This is a genomic window from Capnocytophaga sp. ARDL2, assembly GCF_041530365.1.
Taxonomy (GTDB): Bacteria; Bacteroidota; Bacteroidia; order Flavobacteriales; family Flavobacteriaceae; genus Flavobacterium.
In genome coordinates this window covers 1,498,663-1,521,887 of record NZ_CP168034.1, presented here as the reverse complement: position 1 = coordinate 1,521,887, position 23,225 = coordinate 1,498,663, and the positions used below count along the sequence as shown (strand labels likewise).

Below are 23,225 nucleotides of genomic sequence, written 5' to 3'. Positions count from 1 at the left end.
TTAACAATTTATAATTAACAATTTATAATTAACAATTAGAATAAGTGAGTACCCCTGCCACTTTTGCCCCCCTTCGGGGGACAGGGGGCTTTTATGGCACAAGCATATACACCCAAACAAATCATCAATAAGAAATTCAACCTACTGCCCTTTGAGGGGGCTTGGAAAGAATTTGTCGGTTGCCCTGCACGAGGTTTCTCTGCGATTATTTGGGGGGCTTCGTCCAGCGGAAAATCGTCTTTGGCGATGCAATGGGCAAGATACCTCACCCAATTTGGCAAAGTAGCGTACAATTCTTTGGAGGAGGGCATTTCTCACACGATGCAAATGAACCTCAAACGCAATTATATGGACAGCGTGGAGGGTAAATTTTTACTAATAGACAACGAACCCATTGCCGAGCTGTTGGAACGAATGACAAAACACAAATCGCCTGATTTTTTAATCATTGATTCTGTCCAGTATATGCAAACTGACAAGGAGGAATATAAAAAGTTAAAGCGGTTAATGAAAGAGAAAAACAAAGGCTTGATACTCATTAGCCAAGCCAATGGCAAAGAACCCAAAGGCGAATTGGCAGACTTTGCCCGTTATGATGTGGATTTGAAAATACGCGTCGAGGGCTACAAAGCCTTTCCCACAGGGCGAATGAATGGCGGAGGCAGTCCGTTTGTGATTTATCCGCAAAAAGCCGCCGAATATTGGGGCGAAGTAAAACAAGATGATAACGAATAACCAGTGCGAATACCCCAACTTCAACGCACGACTTCCCCATCTCCTTCGGAGAGGGGGCAAGGGGGTGAGGATTATGACCACAACAGCAAAACAAACCACCTTTCGCCACAAGTTGGCGTACTATGCAGAGTTGAGCTACTTGCAATACGAAAATCTACGCCACCAATACTTTTTGGAATGGTGCGGAAAAATAGCCCATCAAAAGTACATTCCGCTGGAATGGCTGTCCAAAAACGACTACCTCAAAAACTGGTTTGACGACCAATGGGTAGCACTGGTGGAGAGCGGAATAAAAAAATGTTACGATGACGGATTAGACAGAAAGGTATTTACCCCCGATGATGTACTATTGATGTTGGATATTTTTTGCACAGAAATTCAGAACTATTACCCCAAAGTGTTACTTGATAAAATAATTAAAGACCAAAAATATGAAAACAAAGTATGTAAATAAAATTTGGCTGGAAACCAAAGTAAAAGAAATCAACCACGAGCTAATCAATTTTCACCACGAAACCGCCGAACGCCAACGACTTGAAAACGCAAGGAATTATTATGTGAGTAAGCTCATTGATATGGACGAGTATAAATTGAAATTCATTGAAATTGAAAGTTATGAGCACGACAAATGAGTATATCAGGTACTTGGAGGTATTGGTACTGGATAACTTCGTACGAGTGCTGAGCACTGGCGAACGAATTATGGTCAATCAATACCGAATGGGCAGAACCGACCAAGTTCCTGAAAAAGCCCAACGCCTACGACAATGGCTCGATACTCACTCGTGGGATATTCCTACCCTTTATTATTCCAGTGAGGAAGGAGAATTGAAGTACATGGAAAAAGGCATCGAAAAGCAACTTAAAGAAAACGAATTGTATAACAAAAAAATCATATAATCAATTAAATACACATAAAAATGGCAAGAGCAAAAAAAGTGATTCAAACAGGAATCAGCAAGGAACAAATGGAAACGGCATTCAGCGAGTACGCAATGGCAGATGCCCAAATCGTCAAAATCAATGCAACTATTGATGTACAAATCACAACAATCCGTGAGAAGTACGCCGATAAAATAGCCAAATTGCAAGAGACCAAAGAAACCAATTTTGACATCTTACAAGCCTTTGCGGTAGAAAACAAAGACGAGCTATTTAGCAAAAGGAAATCGTTGGAAAGTATTCACGGTACGCTCGGCTTCCGCACCGGAACGCCGAAACTCAAAACGTTAAAGGGCTTCACGTGGGGTGCGGTAACCAACTTACTCAAAGAGTTCCTGCCGGGTTACGTTCGCACGGTGGAAGAACCCGCAAAAGATAAGCTATTAGCTGACCGCGACAATGAGGAGGTAAATACCTTATTTGGCAAAGTAGGTATTTCGGTAACGCAAGATGAAACGTTTTTTGTGGAACCGAAAAAAGAAGCAAATGAATAACACAAAGGGCGTGAGCTTCACGCCCTTTTAAATAACTTTTAAAAATAGGCAAAATGAAAATCTATCAGATACGCATCAATCTAAAATCAAAAGTTGAAGGAGTGAAATTAAAGCCCTCTCATATGACAGGAGTAGTAATAGCTAATAGCCAGAAAGAGGCAGAGAACTTTGTTCTTTTAGACTTTCAAAAATGGCTTGATGAAAGAGGCTACAAAGCCTATCCACAAATTGGAAGTGTGAAAACCATACCATCAAAATTTGTGCTAAATGCTACAAAAAAATAATCTATTCCGCACCGGCAGGCATCGGGGTTCGAGCCCCCGAGCGGAACGAATTTAAAACAATTCAAATATGGCAACAAAGACAGGTAAAATGTTAAAGAAATTGGAGGACTTATGTATTGCCCGAAATTGGAATTTCTGCGTATGTTGGCAACGAATGACAGGATATACAATTGAAATTTATACGGGGTACGTTCAAAGTTATAAAGGGATTTATTATGACGAAGCCTCTTCATTGTATAAGGCGATAAAAAAAGGAGTGCAATTCATTGAAAAACAGGAGAAAAATGATAACAAACGAACAACTAAAAGTAATTCAAACAATTTTACATAAGCGTTTTAGTGAACGCCAAGAACGGCTGGATTTCCTTTCAGATTTTTTTGGAATGGAAATTAAATCCACCAAAGATTTAACCGAGAAACAGGCCTTTATTTTGATAAGACATTTAAAAAGACCCTCTCCTTCGGGGAGGGATTTAGGGTGGGGATTTTATGCACGATTTGACACCCAAAACCCCCAACACCGAGCACTATTAGCACGATGCCACGAGTTAGGTTGGGTGCAAGAAGATAACCCCAACTTTGTTGATTTAAACCGCCTCGGAGCTTGGCTCATAAGCAAACGTTCGCCCGTGAAAAAAGCGTTAATGGATATGAATAAACAAGAGATTAGCAAAGTGATTTTTGCCATTGAAAATATGATAAAATCAAAATATAAATTCCCCCTAACCCCCGAAGGGGAAAGCCTCCGAAAACTTGGAGGAGGGTATGTGTAGAAAATCAATTAAAAATAAAGTGCGACAACGCCCCAACTTCAACGCACGACTTCCCCATCTCCTTCGGAGAGGGGGCAAGGGGGTGAGGAATTATGATAATAGCAATAGATTTTGACGGCACAATTTGCCGTGGGGTGTATCCCAATATTGACGGACTGCAACCCGATGCCAAGCAGTATATTCAAAAATTGAAAGCAGACGGGCATTATATTATTATTTACACTTGTCGTTATGGCGATTATTTGACCCAAGCTATCAACTGGCTTTTGGCGAATGAAATTCCATTCGACAGAGTAAACGACAACGAACCGCAGAGCGTAGAACTCTACAATAATAATAGTCGTAAAGTGTACGCTCACGTATATGTAGATGACAAGCAAGTGGGTGGTTTGCCCACGTGGAGCGAGATTTATAAGTATATTACCGAAAAAACAGCACTTATATAAAAGCCAAAGAGCAATGAAACTAACCATACAAATCCTTTCGGCTAAGGCTACGATGTTAGCGGAATTTTCAAGAGGAAAGTTAAAGAAAATCACGCTACAAAAAGGCAAATTCACCGCTGAGCAGTGGCTGAAAATCGGAGCCATTTTACCGCCAACAGAGAATGATATAGAAGCATTTAAACAGCGTTTAAACGGTGTTATTTACGAGGTTTTGGAATCCTCACCCCAGCCCTCTCCGAAGGCGAGGGAGCATTATCAGAGATATGTAACCCTTTGGTTTGACTTTTACGAACGCTTCACAGGGCTAAAGCCCCGATTTAACGCAGTGGAGGGTAAACATCTGAAAGAAATTATAAAATATCTGCAGGAGATTTGCCAAAGCGACGAAGAAGCACTAAATATGTGGCAGGTTCTTTTAGAAAATTGGCAAAAATTGGACGCTTTTCATCAGAAAAACACCGATTTGAAATACATAAATAGCAACCTAAATAAAATCATTCAAAATGCAAAACAACTTACCACAAACGGCACAAAATCAAAATATAGCAACGATTTTAAAAGACAAATATTTGAAGCTCTACGATCCTAAAACTTGTCTTGTTCATGCTCATAGACTGAGCAATATTTCGGTAGCTATCAACGCCAAAGCTCGTAGTATCGCCACTATCAAAAGAGATTGTGGAGAGACATTTGCCTACAATTTGCTTATGGCGTGGATTGTCTGCCTCAACGAAGTATTGGGGCTAAAACGCATGATGAGCGAAACCCAAGTACAACTCTGTGCTACACATATACTCTCGGACTATAAGCATTTAAAAATAAGCGAACTCGCCTTTTTGTTTAACCAAATCATCACGGGACAATATGGCGAATTTTACGAAAGCTTGAGTATTTCCAAACTACTCACTTTTTTTAGAGAGTACGAAAAGCAACGCACCGAAACCGTTTTGCAAGAAGCGGAGCGGCAACACAATGAATTTCGCACTTTGGAAGGTCAAAGTGATGGTGACTTTTTCAAAAGGCAAATCAAGAAACTGTATAGGTAATTATGTTGAGCAGAAACGCCCACTTGTTTATAAGTGGGCGTTTTTTTATTTTTGTCTAAAAAATTAAGGTTTTATGAGTGTCCAAGCGTTTTTTTGAGAGATTTGATAGTAAAATGACCAAAAAGCAAAAAGCGGAAGATTTACAACAAGCTAAAAGGAGCTTTATGAAGTCTTAGCAAAATCATTTATAGAACGACTAAAACCTATTCTTACACCGTATATTGAATAAATTGATATAACAGATATGATTAAAAAACCTAAACGAGACAGAACTCAACAATTTTATGAGACGGTAAGGAATGAATACCGCCGTCTTTCTGAAATTACAGAGTATGGAAAGCCAAAATACAGCACGGAGCGTATTTTGGCGGAGTTGGCTTGTCGTTTCTTTAAGTCTGAAAAAACGATTGAAAATATTGTATTTAATAGGGTTTAAGTCTCCCCACCCCCACCGAAAGAGAGGTTTTTTTATGGAATTACGAAGCCTGTGTCTTCCTCTTTCATTAGTTCTGCCGTGATGTGTTCTTCTACTTCTTCGGGCATTGCGTTATCGTCTTGAACGATACAACTAAAAGAAATTCGGTACAAGTTTCCTGCTCCGCCTGTGTCTTCTGGAGCAAAGCCTAAACGCCTCATTGCACTGTAATAATTGCCCTCCGAGCCGTGAAAATACTGATGTATTTTGTCTTTCAGGGTTAAAAATTCAAGGGCGGAATCTTGATTAAATGCTCCGTGATAGGTGTCTGTAAAGGTTTCGTAAAAAAGGTAAAAATCTACCTGCAGACTTACTTCCTGCCCCAAACCGCCCAAATCTTGCGTACCAATGGTGCGGAAGGATAAAAAGACAGCTGGAGTGCGGAACGGAAATTCTTCCTCTAAAAAATTCACTTGGTTGTGCCAAAGGTCTATCCATAATATTTCTGGGATTTCTCTCTGAATAGCGTTGGCGAGTTCTTTGTATAATTCGTTGTACATAATGAATAAATTTGTAAATGTGAGAATGAGGTGATTTGAAAATTATCTCATTACCTCATTCTTGTATTGTTTTTCTATATGCTTTTTCAGTTCGGCATCTAATAGCTTTATTAGTGTGGCACTATGTCCTATAAATTGCCGTTTTGGAAATTTTAGGAGGATGTGGTTTTTCTTGCTTAGTGCCATCCACTTCCACTTTTCATTGTTGGTTTGTTTGTACATATACCAAAAATACTTCCTACTCTTTTTGGTAATGGGAATATTGAGTGTGCCGCCCTCGTTGTGAATTTTGGCATATTGGGCATATGAACCTATGGTGAGGCTGTTGTTGTTTTTATTAGCAACTTCTATACTGTCTCTCAAATGCCCTGAGCTTTGCAAAATAGCCCCGCCTGGTCTGTAATCGGGTTGTTTTCTACTTTCCCATTGCTGAAAGGAGGTATCTGTGAACCCTTGTTTAAAAAAGGATTCTTTGAAAAAATTAACCGCTTCTTTTTCTGCAATAATAATAGCGTCTTTGATAATTGTCTTTGCCAAAGCTGAAAAATTGGGCGTTGGAAAATCTTTTTTATTCATTTTAAAGGCTTTTTAAATGGGGTTTAAAAAGTTTTTGTATATTTGCAGTGCTGAGGGCGAGTAATCTCCCATAGCTACCAGAAAAATCCCTAATAGCAATATTGGGGATTTTTCCGTTATTGTAACTGCTTAAAGAGTTTAAATACTTTGTCAAACTCATTTAACAACTCATCTTTGGTAAAAGAAATCGCCTTATTACCATTCACAAAATAAATCTCGTGCAACCAATCTTTATCCTTAAAACTCATAATTTTTCCTTTAAGATTTTTTGTAATTTCATAAGCGTTCCAATTTTGGAACTTGGTAATGTCATAAACAATACTTTGATTGCCTTGCTTTCTTGCGTTTTCTAAATTACTTTTGATGCTGGTGTAAGAATTTGTTTCTTTCCTATCCGCTATTCGTCCATTTATTTCATACTCTGGGTTTTTATGCCCTTTGACAATATTACTATCTATATGAGCTCTAATCTTTACATCTATTCCCAAATGATCCACGATGACCATAGCGGTCTCTACATTTGCAGTAAGGTCGGAGGTATCGGCATAAGGGCTTACAAATACTTTCTTTTTGTGTTTGCCGTGATAGGCAATGTCCATAGGCATATTGTACTTTAGAAGCTCGGCATTGATTTTGGCTTTAAAATCTTTGTTGAGGAGCTTAAAGAATGAGCCTTTGGAGGTAAGTATTTCTTCGTCAAGGGCAGTGTTGCCGTGAAATTCTGGTTTTACGCTTTTGTCCTCAAATTCTCCTTCCGTTACTTTTTCTGCGGTGTTCATCACGGTACAGCGACAACGCCAGCCGTTGGGTGGGTAATAGGTACGCCAAAATGGGTCGTCTATGGGTTTTACTATTCCGTTGAGCATGGCGTGTTCTGGTCGCACTCGGCCATCGCCTACGGTTCTATACACAAGGTTGGGGAATAGATGTTTTTGCTCTTGGAACTTTGTCCACAAGTGAGCCATTTGGGCTCCACGCTTGGCGGTTTGGTATTCGGCTTGTAGGTAGTTCTTGTTGTACTGCACATTCATTTTCCGTACATCTTGCATAAATTGATGTTCTGGCTTTATCCTGCCGTATTTATCAATAAGAAGTCCGTTAATGGCTTCTAATTCTACCAATGTTTTGGCACAGGAAAACTGCCAAAGGTTTTTCTTAAACTTTTGGATAAGGTTGCCAGGTTCTTTATAGTCGTAATTAATCCACTGTTTGCCCAATTCCTTTTTTACAGGCTCTGAGACATCGTTGTAAATCTGCTCTACCAAACGGCTATCCAAGTCGGAGGGTTTGAGTGTTCCGCTTTGGATTTGCTGAGCAATTTCTTCTATGAGTTTGGTGTAGTTGCCTAAATTCCCCACCCCTGCCCCCTCCCCGAAAGAGAGGGGAATGCTGCAAACATCGTGGTCGCAAAGGTGCTGATATTGAGCTTCTACTTCACGGAAAAAGGAACGGAGGTATAGGCGTTTATTAATGCCCCCCTGTCCCCATCCTCCCCCAACCCCTCCGAAGGAAGGGAGAAATTGGGGTGAAATGATAAAGGTAAAGTTTTTATTTTTTCTATATTTCATTTTGTTTGCTATTGTTAGGGGTTATTCCCCCTTCGGGGGTTAGGGGGCTTTTAATTCCCAAAATCGGAATACCTGTTTTTTGCTCTATATACTCAGGGTCTATATGGAAATGCTGACCGAATTTCACGACCAAATCGGCTAATTTGGCACTGTCAAACACTTCGGCGTTGTCCCACTCGAAGTAATGATTTTGGAGCGGAACATATACAGGCGAAAGTTTTATGAGTCGTGGTATCAATTCGCCATTAATGAGGTTTTGTAGAAAGAGTTTATCGCTCTCAAACCTATCTTTTGCCAGTTGATATTGGATTTCTACCGAACCTACAAAGCCTTTTTCATCGGTGAGGCCTGTACCACCGAGTATTCGTTTGGATATTTCGGAGTTGGCTCTCTCTATCAGTCTATCAAATACCTCTTGAGCATTGGTAGAGGTGATGTTGGGAATTTCAAATTTTTCGTTTCCACGCCCAATCATAAAGTTGGCGGCTTTGAAATCTACTGCCATATCCCAGAGTTCGCCCATTCGTCTTTCGTCTTCTCTTTCGGTAGTGATAAAGAGCGGTGGGATGCCGTATTTTTCTACAAAATCCAGCCACGAACCCATAGCTAATTTTTTAGCTAATATGGTGGGAGCCATAGGCGAAAGTATCCCTAAATCTTTGTCTTTGCCTACCTGAATGTAATAGTTGGCATATTTGCCTTTGCGGTAATCCCAGCCGTTTTCTTCGCCGTTTTCTTTGGTGATGATACCCTTTGCCGTGTTGAAATTGGGCATAGGAATTTCGGTAATTTCTGCCAGTTCGCCAGCTTCATTAGTAGTAAAGAGTTCCAGTAATTTTGTCCCCTCAAACTTTGACCAAAGAGCAAGGGAGATAAAATCTTCAAACCACGACCGCTGAAAGAGCCACGACAAGTTTTGGTTCTCGTCGCCTTTGTCGTTGACGATTTTAAAATTAGACCTTTGGGAGTGTAGGATTCTACTCTCTATTACCGAAATTAGATGGTTGTCTAATTTCAAGTTTTCGTACAATTGATAAAGGAACAACCTATTAGGGTTCTCAGGGTTGGTAGCCATAAGAACTGCCATTTTCCAATCTTCCAAAGATTTGGCACTAATGTTTTGTACGGAATGTGTAAGCGATGCAGAGAGTGCTCCACTTCGGAAGTTTTTCATTTCTGCCACTACTTTTAACAGTTGCGGATTGGCTCTTTGTAAAAAGAAACTTTCTGCTTTTTTATAGATGTTTTTTAACATTAATCCTCACCCCAACCCCTCTCCGAAAGAGAGGGGCTTCGTGCGTTGAAACTTGGGGCGTTGTTCGCACATTGTTTAGATATAAAAATTTTTGTTAGATAGATTGCCGTGTAGGAGTTTGCCCCCTGCATTTAGTGAGGCGTTGTTTTTGGGAAGCTTCTGGCAAATCTGCAAGGGTGATTTTTCCTGCATTGATTTTTTCCAGCATTTCCATTGCCCACTTGTAATCCTCCTCATATCGTCCTTTGATTTTACGATACACATTTCTCTTAATGGCTTCGTAAATAATGATATAGGTCATTATCTTAGTCAATACGCCTGTTCTAATAGGGGTGTCGCTGAAAATTTTAGAAACATCGTAATACCTTGATAGATAGGTTTTCACAATATCAATGGTTTCCGTTTCTATGTTGTTTATTGCATCTGTAAAATCGGCGGTAGATTCTACGATGGTACGCTCAAAGGCGTGGGTGTATAAGTGTTCTAATGTTAGGTATTTCATTTTATCCCCCTGTCCCCCGAAGGGGAGTAAAGTGGCAGGGGTACTCACTTTTTTTAATTCCCCCAACCCCCCGAAGGGGGGCTTAAAGGGTTTTGGTTATTACTTTAATGTTTTGTTTTTTAGGTGTTCCCCCTTCGGGGGTTAGGGGGACTTTACCAGCGGTTTTTGCCTTTCATTTTTCCCATTCGGTAAGAAAAGGTTTTGCCTCCTGCTCCTACATAGGTTTCCAAATCTTTTATAGTAGAAATCATCGCATCGGGGAAGTCGTCGTGCACCTTGTAATTGGGTTCTATTCCTTTGAGTTGAGCCAGTCCGATTTGAATGTCGTTTTTGTATTGTATCTTTTTATTAAAAAAGATTCGGCTGTTTTGGAAATACGGTTGCATGGTTAGGATTCGTTGATACTTATTTTGCTTGGGTACATCCTTTTTAATGATGTTGAGCCTTATGCTTGTTTCCTTTTGTACTTCTTCTAAAACTCGTTGTAATTCGTCGTTCCAGAACTGGGATTCGTATTGCCAAAAAATCTCCACACTGGAGGGAAGTCCTTTTTGATAGTCGCACATCCACTCAACGGCTTCACGCATTTTGCTTTGTTTACAATAGCCATCTATGAGGTAGAAATCCCTACCTTTTAGCCCCATTACTGTAATGGCGTTGTAGTCGCTGGTAGAGTTTCCTGCATAAGCCACATCCCAATGGGCGACAATCATTTCGTAATGATCTATGCGTGGGGTAGTTTCTGCCCACTGAAATTGCTCGTCTTTGAAAATCACGCCCTCAATGTGTGGAGAGTTGTTGTATTCGGCATTTGCCGCCAAAGCCCCAATACCATCGTCGCCCTCTACCAACTCACGGAAATAATCATCGGAATATTTACTTTTCCAAGTAGGTTCATAAGTTACAGGGTCGTAGGCATTCACTTGATGCACGAGCCATTTTGGGTGTGCCTCTTGAAGCATGGTTTGTATCATTATGGGAGCAAATCGGTTATTGGCTTGGACAAATCGTTTGTATTGTCCGTCCATTGTTGGGATAAGGTCTCGGTCTATCCAGTCGGCAACGGCTTTTTGTCGGCGTGGGTTTTTGTTGATGTCTTTGTCTTCCAAATCATCAGCTACAATGTGCGAAGGTCTTTTGTTCTTTACCCTTAGCCCTCTCACGGACTGCCCCATACCGAGCGCTTGACCAATAAAACCGCCTTTGGTAATGAAAAAGCCGTCTTCCCAACTTCCGAGTTGTTTTTGTTCGCCAAAGTCTGCCAATATTCGTGGGTTGGCTTCAAATTCGGCACGGAGGTCTTCTAAGAGTTGTTGTGCTTTTTCTTCGGAATTTCCGATGATAACGAGATAAATCGGTTCGCCTCGTATCCAAAGCCAAAAGGGAATAAAGATGTCGTTCCACACGGATTTTGCTAAGGCACGCCCCCACTGACAAAAGCCCTTGAAATTTGGATTTTTAACCACTTTCTTTGCCCACTCTATCTGAAAGTCGGCACACTCGGCATCGGCATAGTGCGGAAAATACCGCTCCACCATTTTGCGAATATCCTTTTTACAGGCTTCTATATTGTCGGCTCGTTCCTGTTTGGTTTCAAAGGCGAAATCCGAACCAGCGGAACGAGCAAAGGCTAATTTCTGTTTGTAGCGTTCTAATGCTTTCTTGTCTTTTATCTTCATATTTTCGCTATACGCAATAGGCAGTAAGCAATACGCTTTTTATTTGCGTTTATTTTATTAAAATGATATACTTGTATGGTTTCTTTGAAATCGTTTAAAATTTCAAAGTTTAAAGGATGTTTAAAGGCTTCCTCACCCCCGCTCTTCTCCGAAAGAGAGGGGAGTTATGGTAATTTTGTAGAAACTTCCTCCAAATGGTTTTCTTGAAAATCCAATGTTTGCATATAAAGAGGCTCATTGCTGGTTCGCATCGCTTCAAAAATCCGTTCCATTACTTCTATATAGATTGAAAGCGTTATTTTGCCCTCTTTATGTAGGTTTTCAATGCGTTTGTTCCATTTAGCAATAGCATCATCAATAGCGGCGGCTTGTTTTCTCAGTTGTGCAATTTGGAAATCTAATTCTGCTTGTGCTTCTTTGGTGGGAGGGCTATCCCATTCTTTTTGTTTTTGTAATTCTTTGATTTCTTTAAGGATTCCAAGTCGTTCCTCTACCATAGAATCTACCACGAGTTGCGTTCGTTCTATTCTTTGTGGTAAGCCATTGGCTTTGGCGTCTCGTAGTTTTTTCCAATTGCCTTCTTTTATCCATCGCTGCACCGTGCGAATGTTCACGCTTGTTTTTTGTGCTATTTCCTCTGGTGTTTTATTTTGATTGATGTAGAGCTCCTTTGCGATTTTTTGTTCTGTTTCCTTTGCCATATTTTTTTGCTTTTTAAAGGCTAATAGCTATTAGCTGTTGCAAAGTTGCTGTATCATAGTAGGAAATGAAATTTTTTATCCCAAATTAGTATGAATTTGATACTAAATCAGACCGTAAAACTTACCAATTTGGGACGCCGATTTTCAGAAGCAAAACCATTGCGGCAACTTTGCCCCAATGAAACGACAAAAATTCCATATAGAAGCCTTTCATAATACTCAGACGCAGTCTGTTAATATCAAGATTATAGACTACATCGGAGATTATGGCAATGACGGTAAAAGCATCGGAGAGATTGTAGAAGATGCTTTGAGCAAAGGCATCACGCATGCCCAAGTGTTTATCTCTTCTGGAGGAGGTTCTACCATAGAAGCTCAAGATATGGTGCTTCATCTAAGGAGATTTGAAAAAGTAAATATCACGGTGGGAGCTTTGGCAGCCAGTGCCGCAACTTATATGCTTACGCAGTTTGAGAGTTCTGCCTATCCTGAGAGTCAATTTATGATTCACAAGCCGAGTTTTGGAGCGTACGGAACGGTGGAGGAAGTAGAAGCACAATTGAAATTACTCAAGAATACCGAAGATCTTTACCGCTCGGCTTACGCTAAAGCCTTCAATAAGACCGAAGCCGAGATAGATGAGCTTTGGAAAAATGATTATTGGATGACAGCTCAAGAGGCTAAGTCTTTGGGCTTGATTCAAAATATCATTACAGCAAATATAGAGTGGGACGACACGGCAATAGAAAGTCTTTCGGCCTGTGGAGCTCCTAAAATTCCTAACGCTAAAAATAATTTAAAAATGATGGATAAAAACAAGATTATTGCCGCACTGGGTTTAGCGGCAGATGCAACCGATGAGCAGATTTATACAGCAATGGCTTCAATGAAACAAAAGGCCAATGCATCGGACACTTTAACTTCTCAACTGCAAGAAGTTCAGAAACAAAAGGTGGAAGCCTTAATAATGGCAGCTATCAACGATAAGAAGATTACCGCCGACCAAAAGGAAACTTACATCAATCTGGCAACGGCAAACTATGAAGCAACCGATACGGCTTTGAAAGCGATGCCAGCATTACAACCATTGAGCGGACAGATTGAAACGCTTAACGCTGTAGGTGGAGAGGTTCCAATGGATAGAAACAGCTGGACTTATGAGGATTATTTAGCAAACGACCCCAAAGCCTTTGAAAAATTAATGGAAACAGATAAAGACAAGGCAATGGCGATTTTTAACAAACGAAAATAAAAGAAATTATGTCAAAAACAAGTAGCAATTTAGCATTAAAGAACGAGTTGGCGGAAAAGGAACTCATCAAGAATTTCCGCCACGAGAACAGTTGGTTATCGGTACTCACACCAAAACCGCAATGGGTAAATAACGATGCGATTAAAATCCCTAAAAGAGGATTAGCACCAAAGGTTTTAATCAATAATAAGATTTATCCTATTCAATCCAACAAGAGAGAAGACGGGCATATTACCCTCGCTCTCAATATGTACGACACGGAAAACACGACCGTAACGGATGAAGAATTGTACGCATTGCCATACGATAAACTCGGCGATGTGCAGCAACAGCACAGAGAGGAATTGGAAGACAAAACAGCAGAACACGCTTTGTATTCTATTGCTCCTGATAATTCTGCGACCACGCCTGTACTCAAAACCACAGGAGAAGACGATGGAACAGGAAGAAAACGATTGACCGCCAAAGACTTGATTAATCTCAAAAAGACTTTGGATAAAATGTTGGTGCCAAAAGATGGGCGTGTATTGGTGCTTTGCCCAGACCATACAGCGGATTTGTTGATTGAGGATTTATCATTCAAACAAAGGTACCAAGATGCTAATGGTGGTAGAATAGCCAAAAATTACTATGGCTTTGAAATCTACGAGAGTACTTATGCACCGAAATACGACAAGTCGGAACTCACTAAAAAACCTTTTGGAAGTGCGGAAGCAGGTGCAGAAGCTTCGGTTGTGTTCCATAAAAAACACACGGTAAAAGCATCAGGAAGCGCGAAAAGATACGCAGTAGAAGCGGCTAATAATCCAGAGCGTAGAGAAAATACGATTGGTTTCCGAGTGTATTGGATTGCAGTAGCTATCAAAGACGAAGGAACAGCGGCGATTATTTCTGGATAAAAGCAAAAGATTATGAGAGAAATAAAGTATATAGCCGTGCATTGTACAGCAACGCCACAGACGACTACTGTAGAGAGTATTAAGCACTATTGGAAAACTCATTTAGGTTGGAAGATGCCCGGCTATCATTTTATCATAAAAGCCGATGGCGAGGTGATACAGCTATTAGACCTCAAAGAAGTGTCGAATGGTGTAAAGGGTTACAATGCTCAAACCGTCAATGTTTGCTATATCGGAGGTATAGACCGATTGGGCAAACCAATAGACAACCGAACGCCTCAGCAAAAAGAATCTTTGAAACGACTTTTAAAAGAGCTTAAAACCAAATTTAAAACCGCTATCATTCAAGGACACCGAGATTTTCCGAATGTGAAAAAAGCGTGTCCGTGTTTTGACGCAAAAAATGAATATAAAAATTTATAAATCAAACGAAATGAAAAACATTATTACCATGCTATTACTCACGATGGGGCTTTTGTTTGCCGTATCGTGCAAAAGTAAAAGAACCGTATCCGAACCCTTGCAGGTAACACACTACAAGGAAGTGGAAAAAATCGTGCGAGATACAATCGTGCAAACCAAAACCGACAGCGTACGAACCGTGGTGCAGATTGATTGCTCCGATGGTGGGAAGCCTATCCTCACCCCAGCCCTCTCCAAAGGAGAGGGAGCAAAAAGAGGACGGATATTATTACCTCCAAAACTAACGCTCAACGGCAATCAATTAACGATAGACTGCAAAGCCGAAGCTGAACAATTAGCCCTCCAATTATATGATAATTATGTAAAAGAACACAAGCAGGAGACTATTATTAAAGAAGTAGAAAAGCCTTTTGCTTGGTATCACAAGGCGTTGATGTGGGTGGGAGGAATTAGCTTAATCATCATTGGAGCAAGTGTATTGTTTACCTTTTTCAAACCTAAATTTTAAAACAATGTCAAAAGTAATTACAACACAAAAATTAATATCCGTGGCAGTAAAGTTCTTTGAGAACTACCCAACCCACGAGGAAGTATATGTTACAGAAGATGGGCAACCATTTTTTGAGGAAAACAGGGCGATTTTACACGCTGATGACAAAGAGATTTCTTACAAACGATTTGTAAGAGGTTTTGAAAGCGTAGAAGAACAACCATCAGTGATTGGGAAAGATACTCTAAAAACAGAGGATTCGCCAGAGTATAGAGGGGCAAATCCTGATGAAGAAAAAAACAACTACGAAGAAAAAATAAAGGAATTGCAGGAGTTGGAGTTGGTAAGCAATAACTACAATCAATTGAGAGCGTTGGTGCATTTCTTTGGATTGGAAGTAAGTGATCAAAAAGCACCCACTTTGATTACAGCATTAGAAGAATTTAAACAAAAAATTTCTGAATAATGGGAAATTTACAAGGTGTACAAATCAATAAGATAGACGGTGGATTAGGCAGAGAAAACGCTACCAATGACAGTGTAGTATTGCTTGTAGGAGCTGTTCCTACAAGTACTGCTCAAATCACACACGGAAAAGTGGTAAAACTCATCCAAACCAAAGATGCGGAGGATTTGGGAATTAATGAAAGTTTTGATGCCAACAATAAAGTTTTAGCACATTATCATATTTCGGAGGTTTTCCGTTTGGCTCCTAATGCTACGGTGTATTTCTTACCGATTGCTCCTAATACTCAAATTGCCAATGCTACGGCACAGGTGATTTCTACGATAAAAGCCAATTCAGAGATTAAAGGTGTGGGGTATTTTGGTTTTGCTAATACACTGACTTCGGTTGCAGGACTGGTAGATAATCTGCAAATAACCTTGGTTAATGAGTTGAAAAAAGACGGAATTTTAATTGATTTCGTGCTTTTGGAAGGAGGAAAAGCTACAGGAATTGATAACCTAAACGATTATCCGAATTTGCGAGAAAAGAATGCTGAAAATATATCAGTAATCATTGGTCAAGATGCTCATATAGCAGGTTTGGCAACGGAATATGCAGGATATGCCGCTATTGGTTCGGCTCTCGGTATGCTTTGCGTACGGCAAGTTTCAGAGAATATTGGTTCTACAAATATTCTCAACAAACCAGACGAAAAGAAAGGGCGTGCGTTGTATTCTTTGACCGAACCAGGACTAAAGAGATTTGTTACGGCATCGCTTTCTACAGGGCAAAAACTCTCGGATTTGACTAATGAACAAATCAAAAGCTTGATTGACAAAGGTTATATTTTCGTGGGGTCTTATGTAGGAGCTTCGGGTATGTATTTCTCTGGTTCGGCGACTTGTTTTCCTAAAAACAGCGACTATGCCTACATTGAAAATAACCGAGTTTGGAATAAAGCAGCAAGACTTATCCGTGAGGCATTGGCTCCTTATCTCAAAGGAAAAGTAAAGAAAGACCCAAGCACAGGATATATCAAATCTACAACCATAGCTCACTGGGAACGCGTATGTATGAAAGCCTCTATTGAGCGAATGGAAGCAGAAAACGACATCAGCGGAGGGGATATATACATCAGTCCAAAACAAGCTCCGACGGAAGACACACCGCTAAAAATAGCGGTAAAGGTAGTAGCCGATGATATTGTGCATTCTTTCGGTGTAGATTTAAGTTTAACCAATAGGCTTTAATCCTCCCTCAGCCCCACCGAAGGAGGGGAGTAAGGGAAACCTAATGAAAAAATAATCAGTGCGAAAAACACCCCTAATTTCAACGCACGGAAGCCCTCTCCCTTCGGGGAGGGGTTGGGGGTGGGGAATTATGGCAAAAGCAAATCAAATAACGAATTATCTCGGAAAGCTCACAGGGTGGAATCAAGCTACACTCAACCTCATGGGGCGTGATGTAGTCGGTATTGAAGAATTTGACTACAACGACAATACTAAGAAAGAGAACGCCTACGGAGCAGGTGGAATGCCTATCGGCTATACAGAGGGAAACTATGAGGCAAAATTTTCGCTTTCACTCTATATAGAGGAAGAACAGGCGATACAAAGTTTGCTTCCCCCTGGTAAAAGATTACAGGATATAGCTCCCTTTGATGTGAATGTACAGTATGCCAATCCGAACAATGGACGAATTGTAACCGATGTAATACACAATGTACAGTTTACAGGGCGAAGCAAAACCGCAAAGAATAACGAAGGAAAAATGGTACATAAACACGAAATGCTCGTGAGTCATATCTCTTGGGGAGTTTAATCCTCCCCCAACCCCTCCAAAGGTGGGGAGTAAATTAAAGAATCTTTAAACATAATTTAAAATGAACAAAAAAACATATACACAAGAGCAATTAGAGGATTTTAAACTGAAATACCCAAAAGTTGTAAGAGAATTGGTAGTCTATCCCGCAGGAACGGAGTTTGACAAAGAGGGTAATACAGACGAAGAACCCGCCTATTTTATTATTAAAAAACCGTCTAAAAGTTTGGTGTATTTGATTAGTTCCAAAGAATACAAAGACAATGCAGATAAAACAAACGAAGCTATTATTGCTAATTGCGTATTGGCTGGGGATATGGAACTTTTAGAAAATGATGCTTCGGTATATACGGGTGTGATTGAACAGTTGGCAGGATTGATTACCGCTTCAAAGGTCGAATTAAAAAAAGTATAGAGTCGGCTCTTCTCAGTGAAGAGGAGTTCGACTACTTTGAAGCCATAGATGCACAAATATTATATCACTTCCGAAGAAACCCAGATGAAATGGACGAGGAAGAATATATTAAGCATTATAAAGCCATAGATTTTGAAAGAAAAATCCAAAACATCAGTCTTTATCACAGCGTGAAAAGGGCTGTTGTAGAAGTGGTCAATGAGATGTTTGAGGCGGAAGGTTAAGATTTTTTGACAATGCCAAAATCCTCAAGTATTGCACCGATAACAGCTGCAAAAGTACCAATGACGGCCAAACCACCCCAAAGCATTACAATAATTCCTAAAACAGCGAATGCTACAATGAAGAAATAGCCAATAATATCTAATAGCATAAATCTAATTTTTAACGAAAGTAGTAAATAAAAATGAATTATACAACCACTTGGACGCTGAATGTGAGCGATAAGATTTCCGCCCCTCTCAATGTTATCAATGAGAAAGGGAAGAAAACTGCCGAAGCGGTGGGTAATTCATTTGAAAATGTTTCGGAGAAAATAGAAAAAGCGACAACTAAGGCTCGGAAGTTTGGCGATTGTTTGAGGCAGGTTCGTGCGATTGATTGGATGGCGGCAAGTAATGGGCTAAGTAGTTTCTTTAACATTTTTTCAGAATCGGCACAAGTTGGCGAAAAGTACGAAAAAGCCCTATTAGATGTATCTGCCATTACAGGCGTTACAGGCGATGAGTTGGACAAATTAGGCGGTAAAGCCAGAGGGTTAGCTAAAGAATTTGGCACCAGTGCTACGGATAATTTAGGGCTATTTCAAACGGTACTTTCCCGTTTAGGGCCACAAATTGGCGAAAGTCAAGAGGCTTTATCCAATATGGGTAAATATGCCAATACATTGGCGAAAACAATGGGTGGAGATGTAACAGGAGCAACCGACGCTTTGACCACTTCAATGCTTCAATTCAAAGTTAATTTGAATGACCCCATAGAGGCATCTCGTGAAATGGAGCGAATGATGAATGTGATGGCGGCAGGGGCTCAAGAGGGAGCCTCGGAGGTTACCCAGACTTCACAAGCATTGGTACAGGCTGGAGGAATGGCAAAATTGGCTAATGTATCTTTTGAAGAGACCAATTCGGCACTTCAAGCATTGGCACAAGGCGGAAAGTACGGAGCAGAGGCAGGAGTAGGGTTGCGAAATGTCCTTATTAAAATGAACGCTCCATCGGCTTTGTCCAAAGAGGCTACAAACATACTCGCCAATTATGGGGTTAATATGAAAAAAGTAGCAGATGCTTCTACCCCCTTTGCAGAACGATTAAAGGAGCTTCAAAAGATTGGGCAAAATACAGATGCGTTGGCGGCGGTATTTGGAGCGGAAAATGTTCAGTCCGCACAAGCCTTGATTAATTCGGCACAATATCAAGAGGAATTAACAGAAAAGATTACAGGTACCAATGTAGCTTACGAACAAGCCCAAACCATAATGGAGGGCTGGAGTGAGAAAATGAGCCGACTGAAGGCAAAATTGGAGGATTTTCAGATTGCAGGATTTGATGTTTTTAAAGTAATGGGGCTTGTAGGAAGCGGTATGGGGAGTGCTATTTCAGTAGCTGGAGATTTAGGAGCAGCTTATTCCGGATTAGCCCCAGTACTAAAATCAACGGCTGTATGGTTTAGAGCCACCGCTGTAGGGCAAAAATTAGCCAGTATATGGACAGGAATAATGACGGCTAAACAATGGCTCCTCAATGCAGCGATGAGTGCAAACCCTGTAGGTATTATTGTGGCGGCAGTGGTAGCGTTAGTAGCGGTGGTAGCTTTGGCAATCAATAAATATAACGAATGGGGAGCGGCTTTACTGATGTTTTTAGGGCCAGTAGGAATGGTAATTAACGCTTTTAAATCCATTTATGACCACTGGGAAAGCATCAAAAAAGCCTTTCAGACAGGGGGAATTTTAGGGGCGTTGAAAAGGATAGGTATTGTCTTATTGGATACGATTTTAAAGCCCTTGCAACAGATTTTAGAATTAGCATCTAATCTGCCAGGTTTAGGACATTTAGCAGGGACAGGAGCTTCTAAAATAGAAGAAATGAGAAGAAATCTTAATCTTGTTACCACTGAAGAGGTAGAAGCAAAAAAGAAAAAAGAGCCTCAAAAAGACAATCCACCTGTAACTAATAATTCGCCAAAAGTAGGAGCGGTGAGCGTGGATAGCTTTTTAGGAACTAACGGAGGAGGTAACAATGCTAAAAGTAAAGGAGTAAAAGGAAGCGGTAGCGGTTCTCAATCTGATGGACTAAATATGTCTGGAAGTAAAGGAAACAGAACAATGAATGTTACGCTGACTATTCATAACCATTTTAGTGGCAACAGCCGAAATAGTGCAGCGGATAAAATTGTGGGACAAATTACCGATAGATTAAGAGATGGACTTGCAGCATTAGAATAAAAACGCAATAAACAGTAGGCTTTATGCTTATAGTCTATTGCATAAAGCATAAAAAGATGAAAGATATTTTACTGGATAATCAAAATGATGTGAAAATTTCTAATGGAGATTTTGACATTGGTAAAAGCGAAATGCAAGAGGTGTCTTTAATCCTTCAATCTACGCAAGGCGAATGGAAAGAAACTCCCATATTAGGGCCTAATCTTTATCAGTACATCAAGGCTAAAACAGATAAGATAGCTATAGAGAGACAAATGCGTATTCATTTGGCATTGGATAACAAAGATTATGACGAACTAAAAACCAAGATAGAAACACAAATGAACCATGGATAATAAAACATTAGGATTAGATAACAGAGTATATGTGGGACAGCTTTTTAAAGCAGCTTTCGGAGTAATGCCCGTATATCTTACTTTTCCATTGGGCCAATCGCCAACGCCTGATATGTTGGGGTATGATCCTAAAATAATGGAAAGGGTAATGCCTGAAGAAGCAGAGCGAAAAAGCATCTACGGAACGCCTGTCGTTTTTCCGATGAAGTTTTTAGGAGGTCAATTTAAAAAATATGATGATAAAGGGCGATTAGTAGATACTTCACTCAATGATTTTTGGCTACCCGATGCCACAATGGCAGATTTTAGCAGAGCAAAAAACATCATTAAAACAACCACGCTCGGAGCGAATGGAACGGTAAAAGAAGTCTATGGTTTTGACGATTGGAACATACGAATAAGAACCCTTTGCCTACGAAATAAAGAGCTTACCGAACGAGAGCAAGAGAAGAAAATTTTAGAATGGTTTGGAGTGGCGGGAAGTATTGGAATAGAAGGTTATTTATTCACAAAAAAGAATATCAAAAGTATTGTATTAGAGGATATTGATATTAAAAGTGTTTCAGGTTCTCCGAATGTGATACCGATTGAAATAACCGCCGTAAGTGATGAACCGATAGAATTATTAATTGACTAAAAACAAAAGCGATGACCTATGCAATGAGTGCCGAAGTGCGTTTTTTGAAAACAGACAGACGAGGGGCGTTTTCTATTATGAGAATTTCCTCTTGTGAAATAGAGCTATCGTGGAAGATGATTTGCGGAAAGGCAGAAATTGTTTTACCCAGAAACATCAAAGACTTTGACAAGCAAAATATCAAAGATGTTTTCAAAAAGGGCGACCCTGTGGAAATCTATTTAGGTTATAACGGCGATTTGAGATTAGAGTTTAAAGGCTACATTGACCAAGTTTCGGCAAATTATCCTATTACGCTGAAATTAGAAGATGAAATGTGGAAACTCAAACAAATACCTGTCAATTTCGCTTCGCCCAATATTACGCTGAAAGGTTTTATTGACAAAGTAGTCAATGACTACCCTACGGATGTAGATTTGAATGTATCACTTGGAGCGGTGCGGTTTAGCAAGGTAACGCTGGGCGAAGTGCTGAATAAATTACAAAGTGAAATGAGTCTTTATTCCTTTATCCGAAATGGAAAACTGACCATTGCCAAGCCTTATTCTGATGTGAGTAATGAAGTACCAACCTTTGATTTAGAAAGAAATTGCGAAAGCAATGATTTGAACTACTTATCCAAAGAGGAACGACTGGTAAAAATCATCGGACAAAGTATGCAGGAAGTTGCCAAAGCGGTTAAGAATAAAGAGAAAAACAAAAAGCTAAAATTCGAATGGGGCGACAAAGAAGCGAATGATACCATTAACTGGACATTTAATGTTCGCACCCAAAAGGAGCTGGAAGAGGCGGTAAAGAAAATGTATAACGACCGAAAAAAAGAGGGGTATGATGGTTCTTTTAAGGCGTTAGGAACTCCGAGCATACAGCACGGGCAACGGGTAAAAATAACTTCTACACTATACCAAGATAGACAAGGGATTTATTATGTAGATAGCGTGAAGAAAACATTTGACCAAAGCAGTGGATATAGACAAGAAATAACCTTAGGGCAAGCAGTGAAAAAATGAGTTTAGACAAGTTGAACCAAGCCATTAATGAGAAGATAAAATCTTTTGCCAAAGTGCAAACGGTATGGGCAGAAGCAAAGGAGGTTAATTGGGAAGAAAAAACAATGGCGGCAATAGGTGTAAGTGATGAACTACCTTATTACGATGTTTTACTTGGACTAGAAAACATCCAGATAAAGCCTAAACAAGGCACTATTTGTTTGATTGGTTTAATTGAAAACGATGAAACGAAACCTTTTTTAATTTGGGCAGATGAAGTGGAGAGTTATGAGCTAAAAGTAGGCGAAACGGAATTTAAGATGCAGGACGGCTTCCTTCTAAAAAAACAAAATGAAACGCTTTATAAGCTGATGGAAGATTTATTACAGGCGATTCAAAATATGAATTTCACGCACCCACAAGGCCCTACCACAGGACTTGTAAATTTGGCAGAATTTACGGCGATTGCTCAACGGTTTCAAACCTTTTTAAAAGACGATTAAAAACAATTTAAAAATGGAAACAATCAAAGATTTTATTTTACCTATCATTGGAACGATCGTGTCGGCGGTAGTGGGTTGGTGGTTTGGAAGAGCGAAAGAACAAATGGAGGTACAAACCTCCGAACTCGACAATGTGGATAAAGCCGTGAAAATCTATCGTGAAATGATTGAAGACTTATCAAACAAATACGCTAAAGACATCTCCGACCTTGAGGCGGCAAACTTGCGAATCCGTGAACTGGAAACCTCGGTAGATGAACTTGTAGCCGAATTGAAAAAGTATAAACAGCTAAATGGGAAGAAGGTATAAATGAAAATAACTGTTTTACAGGGGCAAACCCTACTCGATGTGGCGATACAACATTGTGGTAGTGCCGAGGCGGTTTTTGATATTTGTTTAGAAAATAATCTTTCTGTCTCTGACGAATTATCAGCTGGGCAAAGCCTACGACTTTCAATTGTTTTGAAAAAAAATAATGAAATAGTAAACTATTACAAGAATAAAAACATTCAACCCGCTACGGATATAGCTACGGAACAAGTGAACGAATATGTTTTTCCAATTGAGGTATTACCGATGATATTGTGAGG

General features: G+C 40.0%; 36 protein-coding genes. 28 read left to right on the top strand and 8 right to left on the bottom strand.

The features are described 5' to 3' along the window. Positions 1–93: 93 nt before the first annotated feature. From AB4865_RS07765 to AB4865_RS07710, 12 genes are all read left to right on the top strand, one after another. Positions 94–735, top strand: a complete 642-nt coding sequence (locus AB4865_RS07765; RefSeq protein WP_372472710.1) for a hypothetical protein — start codon at positions 94–96, stop codon at positions 733–735. A gap of 73 nt (positions 736–808) precedes the next feature. Further along, the gene (locus tag AB4865_RS07760) at positions 809–1,189 is read left to right on the top strand and encodes a hypothetical protein (protein ID WP_372472709.1); all 381 of its coding nucleotides are present in this window, start codon (positions 809–811) and stop codon (positions 1,187–1,189) included. Continuing rightward, positions 1,167–1,367 (top strand): hypothetical protein, encoded by a 201-nt coding sequence (locus AB4865_RS07755; protein WP_372472708.1) that lies wholly within the window; start codon positions 1,167–1,169, stop codon positions 1,365–1,367. The genes AB4865_RS07760 and AB4865_RS07755 overlap by 23 nt, the downstream gene beginning before the upstream one ends. Then, on the top strand, positions 1,351–1,635 hold the full coding sequence (locus tag AB4865_RS07750) for a hypothetical protein (protein ID WP_372472707.1): 285 nt from the start codon (positions 1,351–1,353) through the stop codon (positions 1,633–1,635). Before AB4865_RS07755 ends, AB4865_RS07750 begins: the two co-directional genes overlap by 17 nt. Positions 1,636–1,655: 20 nt before the next feature. Beyond that, positions 1,656–2,171 carry a host-nuclease inhibitor Gam family protein gene (locus AB4865_RS07745; protein WP_372472706.1) on the top strand — a complete coding sequence of 172 codons (516 nt, stop codon included), beginning with the start codon at positions 1,656–1,658 and terminating at the stop codon, positions 2,169–2,171. 53 nt (positions 2,172–2,224) lie between these two features. Continuing rightward, the gene (locus AB4865_RS07740) at positions 2,225–2,455 is read left to right on the top strand and encodes a hypothetical protein (RefSeq protein WP_372472705.1); all 231 of its coding nucleotides are present in this window, start codon (positions 2,225–2,227) and stop codon (positions 2,453–2,455) included. Between the two features lie 67 nt (positions 2,456–2,522). Next, positions 2,523–2,786 carry a hypothetical protein gene (locus tag AB4865_RS07735; protein ID WP_372472704.1) on the top strand — a complete coding sequence of 88 codons (264 nt, stop codon included), beginning with the start codon at positions 2,523–2,525 and terminating at the stop codon, positions 2,784–2,786. Continuing rightward, on the top strand, positions 2,740–3,228 hold the full coding sequence (locus tag AB4865_RS07730; protein ID WP_372472703.1) for a hypothetical protein: 489 nt from the start codon (positions 2,740–2,742) through the stop codon (positions 3,226–3,228). Before AB4865_RS07735 ends, AB4865_RS07730 begins: the two co-directional genes overlap by 47 nt. Positions 3,229–3,320: 92 nt before the next feature. After that, positions 3,321–3,674 carry a hydrolase gene (locus tag AB4865_RS07725; protein WP_372472702.1) on the top strand — a complete coding sequence of 118 codons (354 nt, stop codon included), beginning with the start codon at positions 3,321–3,323 and terminating at the stop codon, positions 3,672–3,674. A gap of 13 nt (positions 3,675–3,687) precedes the next feature. Then, positions 3,688–4,263 carry a hypothetical protein gene (locus tag AB4865_RS07720; protein WP_372472701.1) on the top strand — a complete coding sequence of 192 codons (576 nt, stop codon included), beginning with the start codon at positions 3,688–3,690 and terminating at the stop codon, positions 4,261–4,263. Continuing rightward, entirely contained in the window at positions 4,244–4,720 is a 477-nt protein-coding gene (locus AB4865_RS07715) for a DUF6633 family protein (protein ID WP_372472700.1), read from the top strand. Before AB4865_RS07720 ends, AB4865_RS07715 begins: the two co-directional genes overlap by 20 nt. A gap of 244 nt (positions 4,721–4,964) precedes the next feature. Further along, complete coding sequence (locus AB4865_RS07710) at positions 4,965–5,156, top strand: hypothetical protein (protein WP_372472699.1); 192 nt, start codon at positions 4,965–4,967, stop codon at positions 5,154–5,156. 32 nt (positions 5,157–5,188) lie between these two features. On the opposite strand, the gene AB4865_RS07705 is transcribed toward AB4865_RS07710, so the two are convergent. The 7 genes from AB4865_RS07705 to AB4865_RS07675 all read right to left on the bottom strand — a co-directional run bounded on the left by AB4865_RS07705 (position 5,189) and on the right by AB4865_RS07675 (position 11,976). Next, positions 5,189–5,695 carry a hypothetical protein gene (locus AB4865_RS07705; RefSeq protein WP_372472698.1) on the bottom strand — a complete coding sequence of 169 codons (507 nt, stop codon included), beginning with the start codon at positions 5,693–5,695 and terminating at the stop codon, positions 5,189–5,191. 42 nt (positions 5,696–5,737) lie between these two features. Continuing rightward, positions 5,738–6,271 (bottom strand): phage virion morphogenesis protein, encoded by a 534-nt coding sequence (locus AB4865_RS07700; RefSeq protein WP_372472697.1) that lies wholly within the window; start codon positions 6,269–6,271, stop codon positions 5,738–5,740. Between the two features lie 116 nt (positions 6,272–6,387). Then, positions 6,388–7,839 (bottom strand): phage minor head protein, encoded by a 1,452-nt coding sequence (locus AB4865_RS07695; protein ID WP_372472696.1) that lies wholly within the window; start codon positions 7,837–7,839, stop codon positions 6,388–6,390. Beyond that, positions 7,829–9,094, bottom strand: coding sequence for a DUF935 family protein (locus tag AB4865_RS07690; protein ID WP_372472695.1), 1,266 nt, complete (start codon positions 9,092–9,094; stop codon positions 7,829–7,831). Before AB4865_RS07690 ends, AB4865_RS07695 begins: the two co-directional genes overlap by 11 nt. A 94-nt stretch (positions 9,095–9,188) precedes the next feature. After that, a complete protein-coding gene (locus AB4865_RS07685) occupies positions 9,189–9,596 on the bottom strand; it encodes a phage protein Gp36 family protein (protein WP_372472694.1) in 408 nt (135 codons plus the stop codon). 152 nt (positions 9,597–9,748) lie between these two features. Further along, the gene (locus tag AB4865_RS07680) at positions 9,749–11,275 is read right to left on the bottom strand and encodes a hypothetical protein (protein ID WP_372472693.1); all 1,527 of its coding nucleotides are present in this window, start codon (positions 11,273–11,275) and stop codon (positions 9,749–9,751) included. 164 nt (positions 11,276–11,439) lie between these two features. Next, positions 11,440–11,976: a hypothetical protein gene (locus tag AB4865_RS07675; RefSeq protein ID WP_372472692.1), complete on the bottom strand. Its 537-nt coding sequence runs from the start codon at positions 11,974–11,976 to the stop codon at positions 11,440–11,442. A 178-nt stretch (positions 11,977–12,154) separates the two neighbouring features. Between AB4865_RS07675 and AB4865_RS07670 the strand changes: the two genes are divergently transcribed. The 9 genes from AB4865_RS07670 to AB4865_RS07630 all read left to right on the top strand — a co-directional run bounded on the left by AB4865_RS07670 (position 12,155) and on the right by AB4865_RS07630 (position 17,948). Further along, entirely contained in the window at positions 12,155–13,228 is a 1,074-nt protein-coding gene (locus tag AB4865_RS07670; RefSeq protein WP_372472691.1) for an ATP-dependent Clp protease proteolytic subunit, read from the top strand. Positions 13,229–13,236: 8 nt separating this feature from the next. Continuing rightward, entirely contained in the window at positions 13,237–14,127 is an 891-nt protein-coding gene (locus AB4865_RS07665; protein WP_372472690.1) for a hypothetical protein, read from the top strand. A gap of 12 nt (positions 14,128–14,139) precedes the next feature. Then, entirely contained in the window at positions 14,140–14,550 is a 411-nt protein-coding gene (locus AB4865_RS07660) for an N-acetylmuramoyl-L-alanine amidase (RefSeq protein WP_372472689.1), read from the top strand. Beyond that, positions 14,531–15,058, top strand: coding sequence for a hypothetical protein (locus AB4865_RS07655; RefSeq protein ID WP_372472688.1), 528 nt, complete (start codon positions 14,531–14,533; stop codon positions 15,056–15,058). The genes AB4865_RS07660 and AB4865_RS07655 overlap by 20 nt, the downstream gene beginning before the upstream one ends. A gap of 4 nt (positions 15,059–15,062) precedes the next feature. After that, the gene (locus tag AB4865_RS07650; RefSeq protein ID WP_372472687.1) at positions 15,063–15,506 is read left to right on the top strand and encodes a hypothetical protein; all 444 of its coding nucleotides are present in this window, start codon (positions 15,063–15,065) and stop codon (positions 15,504–15,506) included. After that, complete coding sequence (locus AB4865_RS07645; RefSeq protein WP_372472686.1) at positions 15,506–16,738, top strand: DUF2586 family protein; 1,233 nt, start codon at positions 15,506–15,508, stop codon at positions 16,736–16,738. The genes AB4865_RS07650 and AB4865_RS07645 overlap by 1 nt, the downstream gene beginning before the upstream one ends. 58 nt (positions 16,739–16,796) lie before the next feature. Then, a complete protein-coding gene (locus AB4865_RS07640) occupies positions 16,797–17,309 on the top strand; it encodes a hypothetical protein (protein ID WP_372472685.1) in 513 nt (170 codons plus the stop codon). A 61-nt stretch (positions 17,310–17,370) separates the two neighbouring features. Next, the gene (locus AB4865_RS07635; RefSeq protein WP_372472684.1) at positions 17,371–17,724 is read left to right on the top strand and encodes a hypothetical protein; all 354 of its coding nucleotides are present in this window, start codon (positions 17,371–17,373) and stop codon (positions 17,722–17,724) included. Between the two features lie 89 nt (positions 17,725–17,813). Further along, complete coding sequence (locus AB4865_RS07630; RefSeq protein ID WP_372472683.1) at positions 17,814–17,948, top strand: hypothetical protein; 135 nt, start codon at positions 17,814–17,816, stop codon at positions 17,946–17,948. Here the strand turns inward: AB4865_RS07630 and AB4865_RS07625 are convergent. Beyond that, on the bottom strand, positions 17,945–18,097 hold the full coding sequence (locus AB4865_RS07625) for a hypothetical protein (RefSeq protein ID WP_372472682.1): 153 nt from the start codon (positions 18,095–18,097) through the stop codon (positions 17,945–17,947). The genes AB4865_RS07630 and AB4865_RS07625 overlap by 4 nt on opposite strands. Before the next feature lie 33 nt (positions 18,098–18,130). Here AB4865_RS07625 and AB4865_RS07620 point away from each other — a divergent pair, with 33 nt between their 5' ends. The 7 genes from AB4865_RS07620 to AB4865_RS07590 are packed head-to-tail and all read left to right on the top strand — an operon-like array spanning position 18,131 to position 23,223. Next, positions 18,131–20,170 (top strand): phage tail tape measure protein, encoded by a 2,040-nt coding sequence (locus tag AB4865_RS07620; protein WP_372472681.1) that lies wholly within the window; start codon positions 18,131–18,133, stop codon positions 20,168–20,170. Positions 20,171–20,226: 56 nt separating this feature from the next. Continuing rightward, on the top strand, positions 20,227–20,505 hold the full coding sequence (locus tag AB4865_RS07615) for a hypothetical protein (protein WP_372472680.1): 279 nt from the start codon (positions 20,227–20,229) through the stop codon (positions 20,503–20,505). After that, the gene (locus AB4865_RS07610; protein ID WP_372472679.1) at positions 20,498–21,142 is read left to right on the top strand and encodes a DUF6046 domain-containing protein; all 645 of its coding nucleotides are present in this window, start codon (positions 20,498–20,500) and stop codon (positions 21,140–21,142) included. Before AB4865_RS07615 ends, AB4865_RS07610 begins: the two co-directional genes overlap by 8 nt. An 11-nt stretch (positions 21,143–21,153) precedes the next feature. Beyond that, the gene (locus tag AB4865_RS07605; RefSeq protein ID WP_372472678.1) at positions 21,154–22,152 is read left to right on the top strand and encodes a hypothetical protein; all 999 of its coding nucleotides are present in this window, start codon (positions 21,154–21,156) and stop codon (positions 22,150–22,152) included. Then, positions 22,149–22,634 (top strand): hypothetical protein, encoded by a 486-nt coding sequence (locus AB4865_RS07600; protein ID WP_372472677.1) that lies wholly within the window; start codon positions 22,149–22,151, stop codon positions 22,632–22,634. The genes AB4865_RS07605 and AB4865_RS07600 overlap by 4 nt, the downstream gene beginning before the upstream one ends. A gap of 13 nt (positions 22,635–22,647) precedes the next feature. Then, positions 22,648–22,944 (top strand): cell wall anchor protein, encoded by a 297-nt coding sequence (locus tag AB4865_RS07595; protein ID WP_372472676.1) that lies wholly within the window; start codon positions 22,648–22,650, stop codon positions 22,942–22,944. After that, on the top strand, positions 22,945–23,223 hold the full coding sequence (locus AB4865_RS07590; RefSeq protein ID WP_372472675.1) for a hypothetical protein: 279 nt from the start codon (positions 22,945–22,947) through the stop codon (positions 23,221–23,223). It abuts the gene before it with no gap. The last annotated feature ends 2 nt before the right edge of the window (positions 23,224–23,225 follow it).

Coding starts and splice junctions, on each gene's coding strand:
- AB4865_RS07610 (WP_372472679.1), top strand. CDS start 20,498: ATGGATAATAAAACATTAGGATTAGATAACAGAGTATATGTGGGACAG.
- AB4865_RS07635 (WP_372472684.1), top strand. CDS start 17,371: ATGAACAAAAAAACATATACACAAGAGCAATTAGAGGATTTTAAACTG.
- AB4865_RS07620 (WP_372472681.1), top strand. CDS start 18,131: ATGAATTATACAACCACTTGGACGCTGAATGTGAGCGATAAGATTTCC.
- AB4865_RS07590 (WP_372472675.1), top strand. CDS start 22,945: ATGAAAATAACTGTTTTACAGGGGCAAACCCTACTCGATGTGGCGATA.
- AB4865_RS07665 (WP_372472690.1), top strand. CDS start 13,237: ATGTCAAAAACAAGTAGCAATTTAGCATTAAAGAACGAGTTGGCGGAA.
- AB4865_RS07720 (WP_372472701.1), top strand. CDS start 3,688: ATGAAACTAACCATACAAATCCTTTCGGCTAAGGCTACGATGTTAGCG.
- AB4865_RS07660 (WP_372472689.1), top strand. CDS start 14,140: ATGAGAGAAATAAAGTATATAGCCGTGCATTGTACAGCAACGCCACAG.
- AB4865_RS07595 (WP_372472676.1), top strand. CDS start 22,648: ATGGAAACAATCAAAGATTTTATTTTACCTATCATTGGAACGATCGTG.
- AB4865_RS07685 (WP_372472694.1), bottom strand. CDS start 9,596: ATGAAATACCTAACATTAGAACACTTATACACCCACGCCTTTGAGCGT.
- AB4865_RS07605 (WP_372472678.1), top strand. CDS start 21,154: ATGACCTATGCAATGAGTGCCGAAGTGCGTTTTTTGAAAACAGACAGA.
- AB4865_RS07625 (WP_372472682.1), bottom strand. CDS start 18,097: ATGCTATTAGATATTATTGGCTATTTCTTCATTGTAGCATTCGCTGTT.
- AB4865_RS07760 (WP_372472709.1), top strand. CDS start 809: ATGACCACAACAGCAAAACAAACCACCTTTCGCCACAAGTTGGCGTAC.
- AB4865_RS07745 (WP_372472706.1), top strand. CDS start 1,656: ATGGCAAGAGCAAAAAAAGTGATTCAAACAGGAATCAGCAAGGAACAA.
- AB4865_RS07675 (WP_372472692.1), bottom strand. CDS start 11,976: ATGGCAAAGGAAACAGAACAAAAAATCGCAAAGGAGCTCTACATCAAT.
- AB4865_RS07705 (WP_372472698.1), bottom strand. CDS start 5,695: ATGTACAACGAATTATACAAAGAACTCGCCAACGCTATTCAGAGAGAA.
- AB4865_RS07710 (WP_372472699.1), top strand. CDS start 4,965: ATGATTAAAAAACCTAAACGAGACAGAACTCAACAATTTTATGAGACG.
- AB4865_RS07670 (WP_372472691.1), top strand. CDS start 12,155: ATGAAACGACAAAAATTCCATATAGAAGCCTTTCATAATACTCAGACG.
- AB4865_RS07750 (WP_372472707.1), top strand. CDS start 1,351: ATGAGCACGACAAATGAGTATATCAGGTACTTGGAGGTATTGGTACTG.
- AB4865_RS07700 (WP_372472697.1), bottom strand. CDS start 6,271: ATGAATAAAAAAGATTTTCCAACGCCCAATTTTTCAGCTTTGGCAAAG.
- AB4865_RS07615 (WP_372472680.1), top strand. CDS start 20,227: ATGAAAGATATTTTACTGGATAATCAAAATGATGTGAAAATTTCTAAT.
- AB4865_RS07695 (WP_372472696.1), bottom strand. CDS start 7,839: ATGAAATATAGAAAAAATAAAAACTTTACCTTTATCATTTCACCCCAA.
- AB4865_RS07650 (WP_372472687.1), top strand. CDS start 15,063: ATGTCAAAAGTAATTACAACACAAAAATTAATATCCGTGGCAGTAAAG.
- AB4865_RS07725 (WP_372472702.1), top strand. CDS start 3,321: ATGATAATAGCAATAGATTTTGACGGCACAATTTGCCGTGGGGTGTAT.
- AB4865_RS07740 (WP_372472705.1), top strand. CDS start 2,225: ATGAAAATCTATCAGATACGCATCAATCTAAAATCAAAAGTTGAAGGA.
- AB4865_RS07600 (WP_372472677.1), top strand. CDS start 22,149: ATGAGTTTAGACAAGTTGAACCAAGCCATTAATGAGAAGATAAAATCT.
- AB4865_RS07630 (WP_372472683.1), top strand. CDS start 17,814: ATGGACGAGGAAGAATATATTAAGCATTATAAAGCCATAGATTTTGAA.
- AB4865_RS07645 (WP_372472686.1), top strand. CDS start 15,506: ATGGGAAATTTACAAGGTGTACAAATCAATAAGATAGACGGTGGATTA.
- AB4865_RS07765 (WP_372472710.1), top strand. CDS start 94: ATGGCACAAGCATATACACCCAAACAAATCATCAATAAGAAATTCAAC.
- AB4865_RS07690 (WP_372472695.1), bottom strand. CDS start 9,094: ATGTTAAAAAACATCTATAAAAAAGCAGAAAGTTTCTTTTTACAAAGA.
- AB4865_RS07655 (WP_372472688.1), top strand. CDS start 14,531: ATGAATATAAAAATTTATAAATCAAACGAAATGAAAAACATTATTACC.
- AB4865_RS07755 (WP_372472708.1), top strand. CDS start 1,167: ATGAAAACAAAGTATGTAAATAAAATTTGGCTGGAAACCAAAGTAAAA.
- AB4865_RS07680 (WP_372472693.1), bottom strand. CDS start 11,275: ATGAAGATAAAAGACAAGAAAGCATTAGAACGCTACAAACAGAAATTA.
- AB4865_RS07730 (WP_372472703.1), top strand. CDS start 2,740: ATGATAACAAACGAACAACTAAAAGTAATTCAAACAATTTTACATAAG.
- AB4865_RS07735 (WP_372472704.1), top strand. CDS start 2,523: ATGGCAACAAAGACAGGTAAAATGTTAAAGAAATTGGAGGACTTATGT.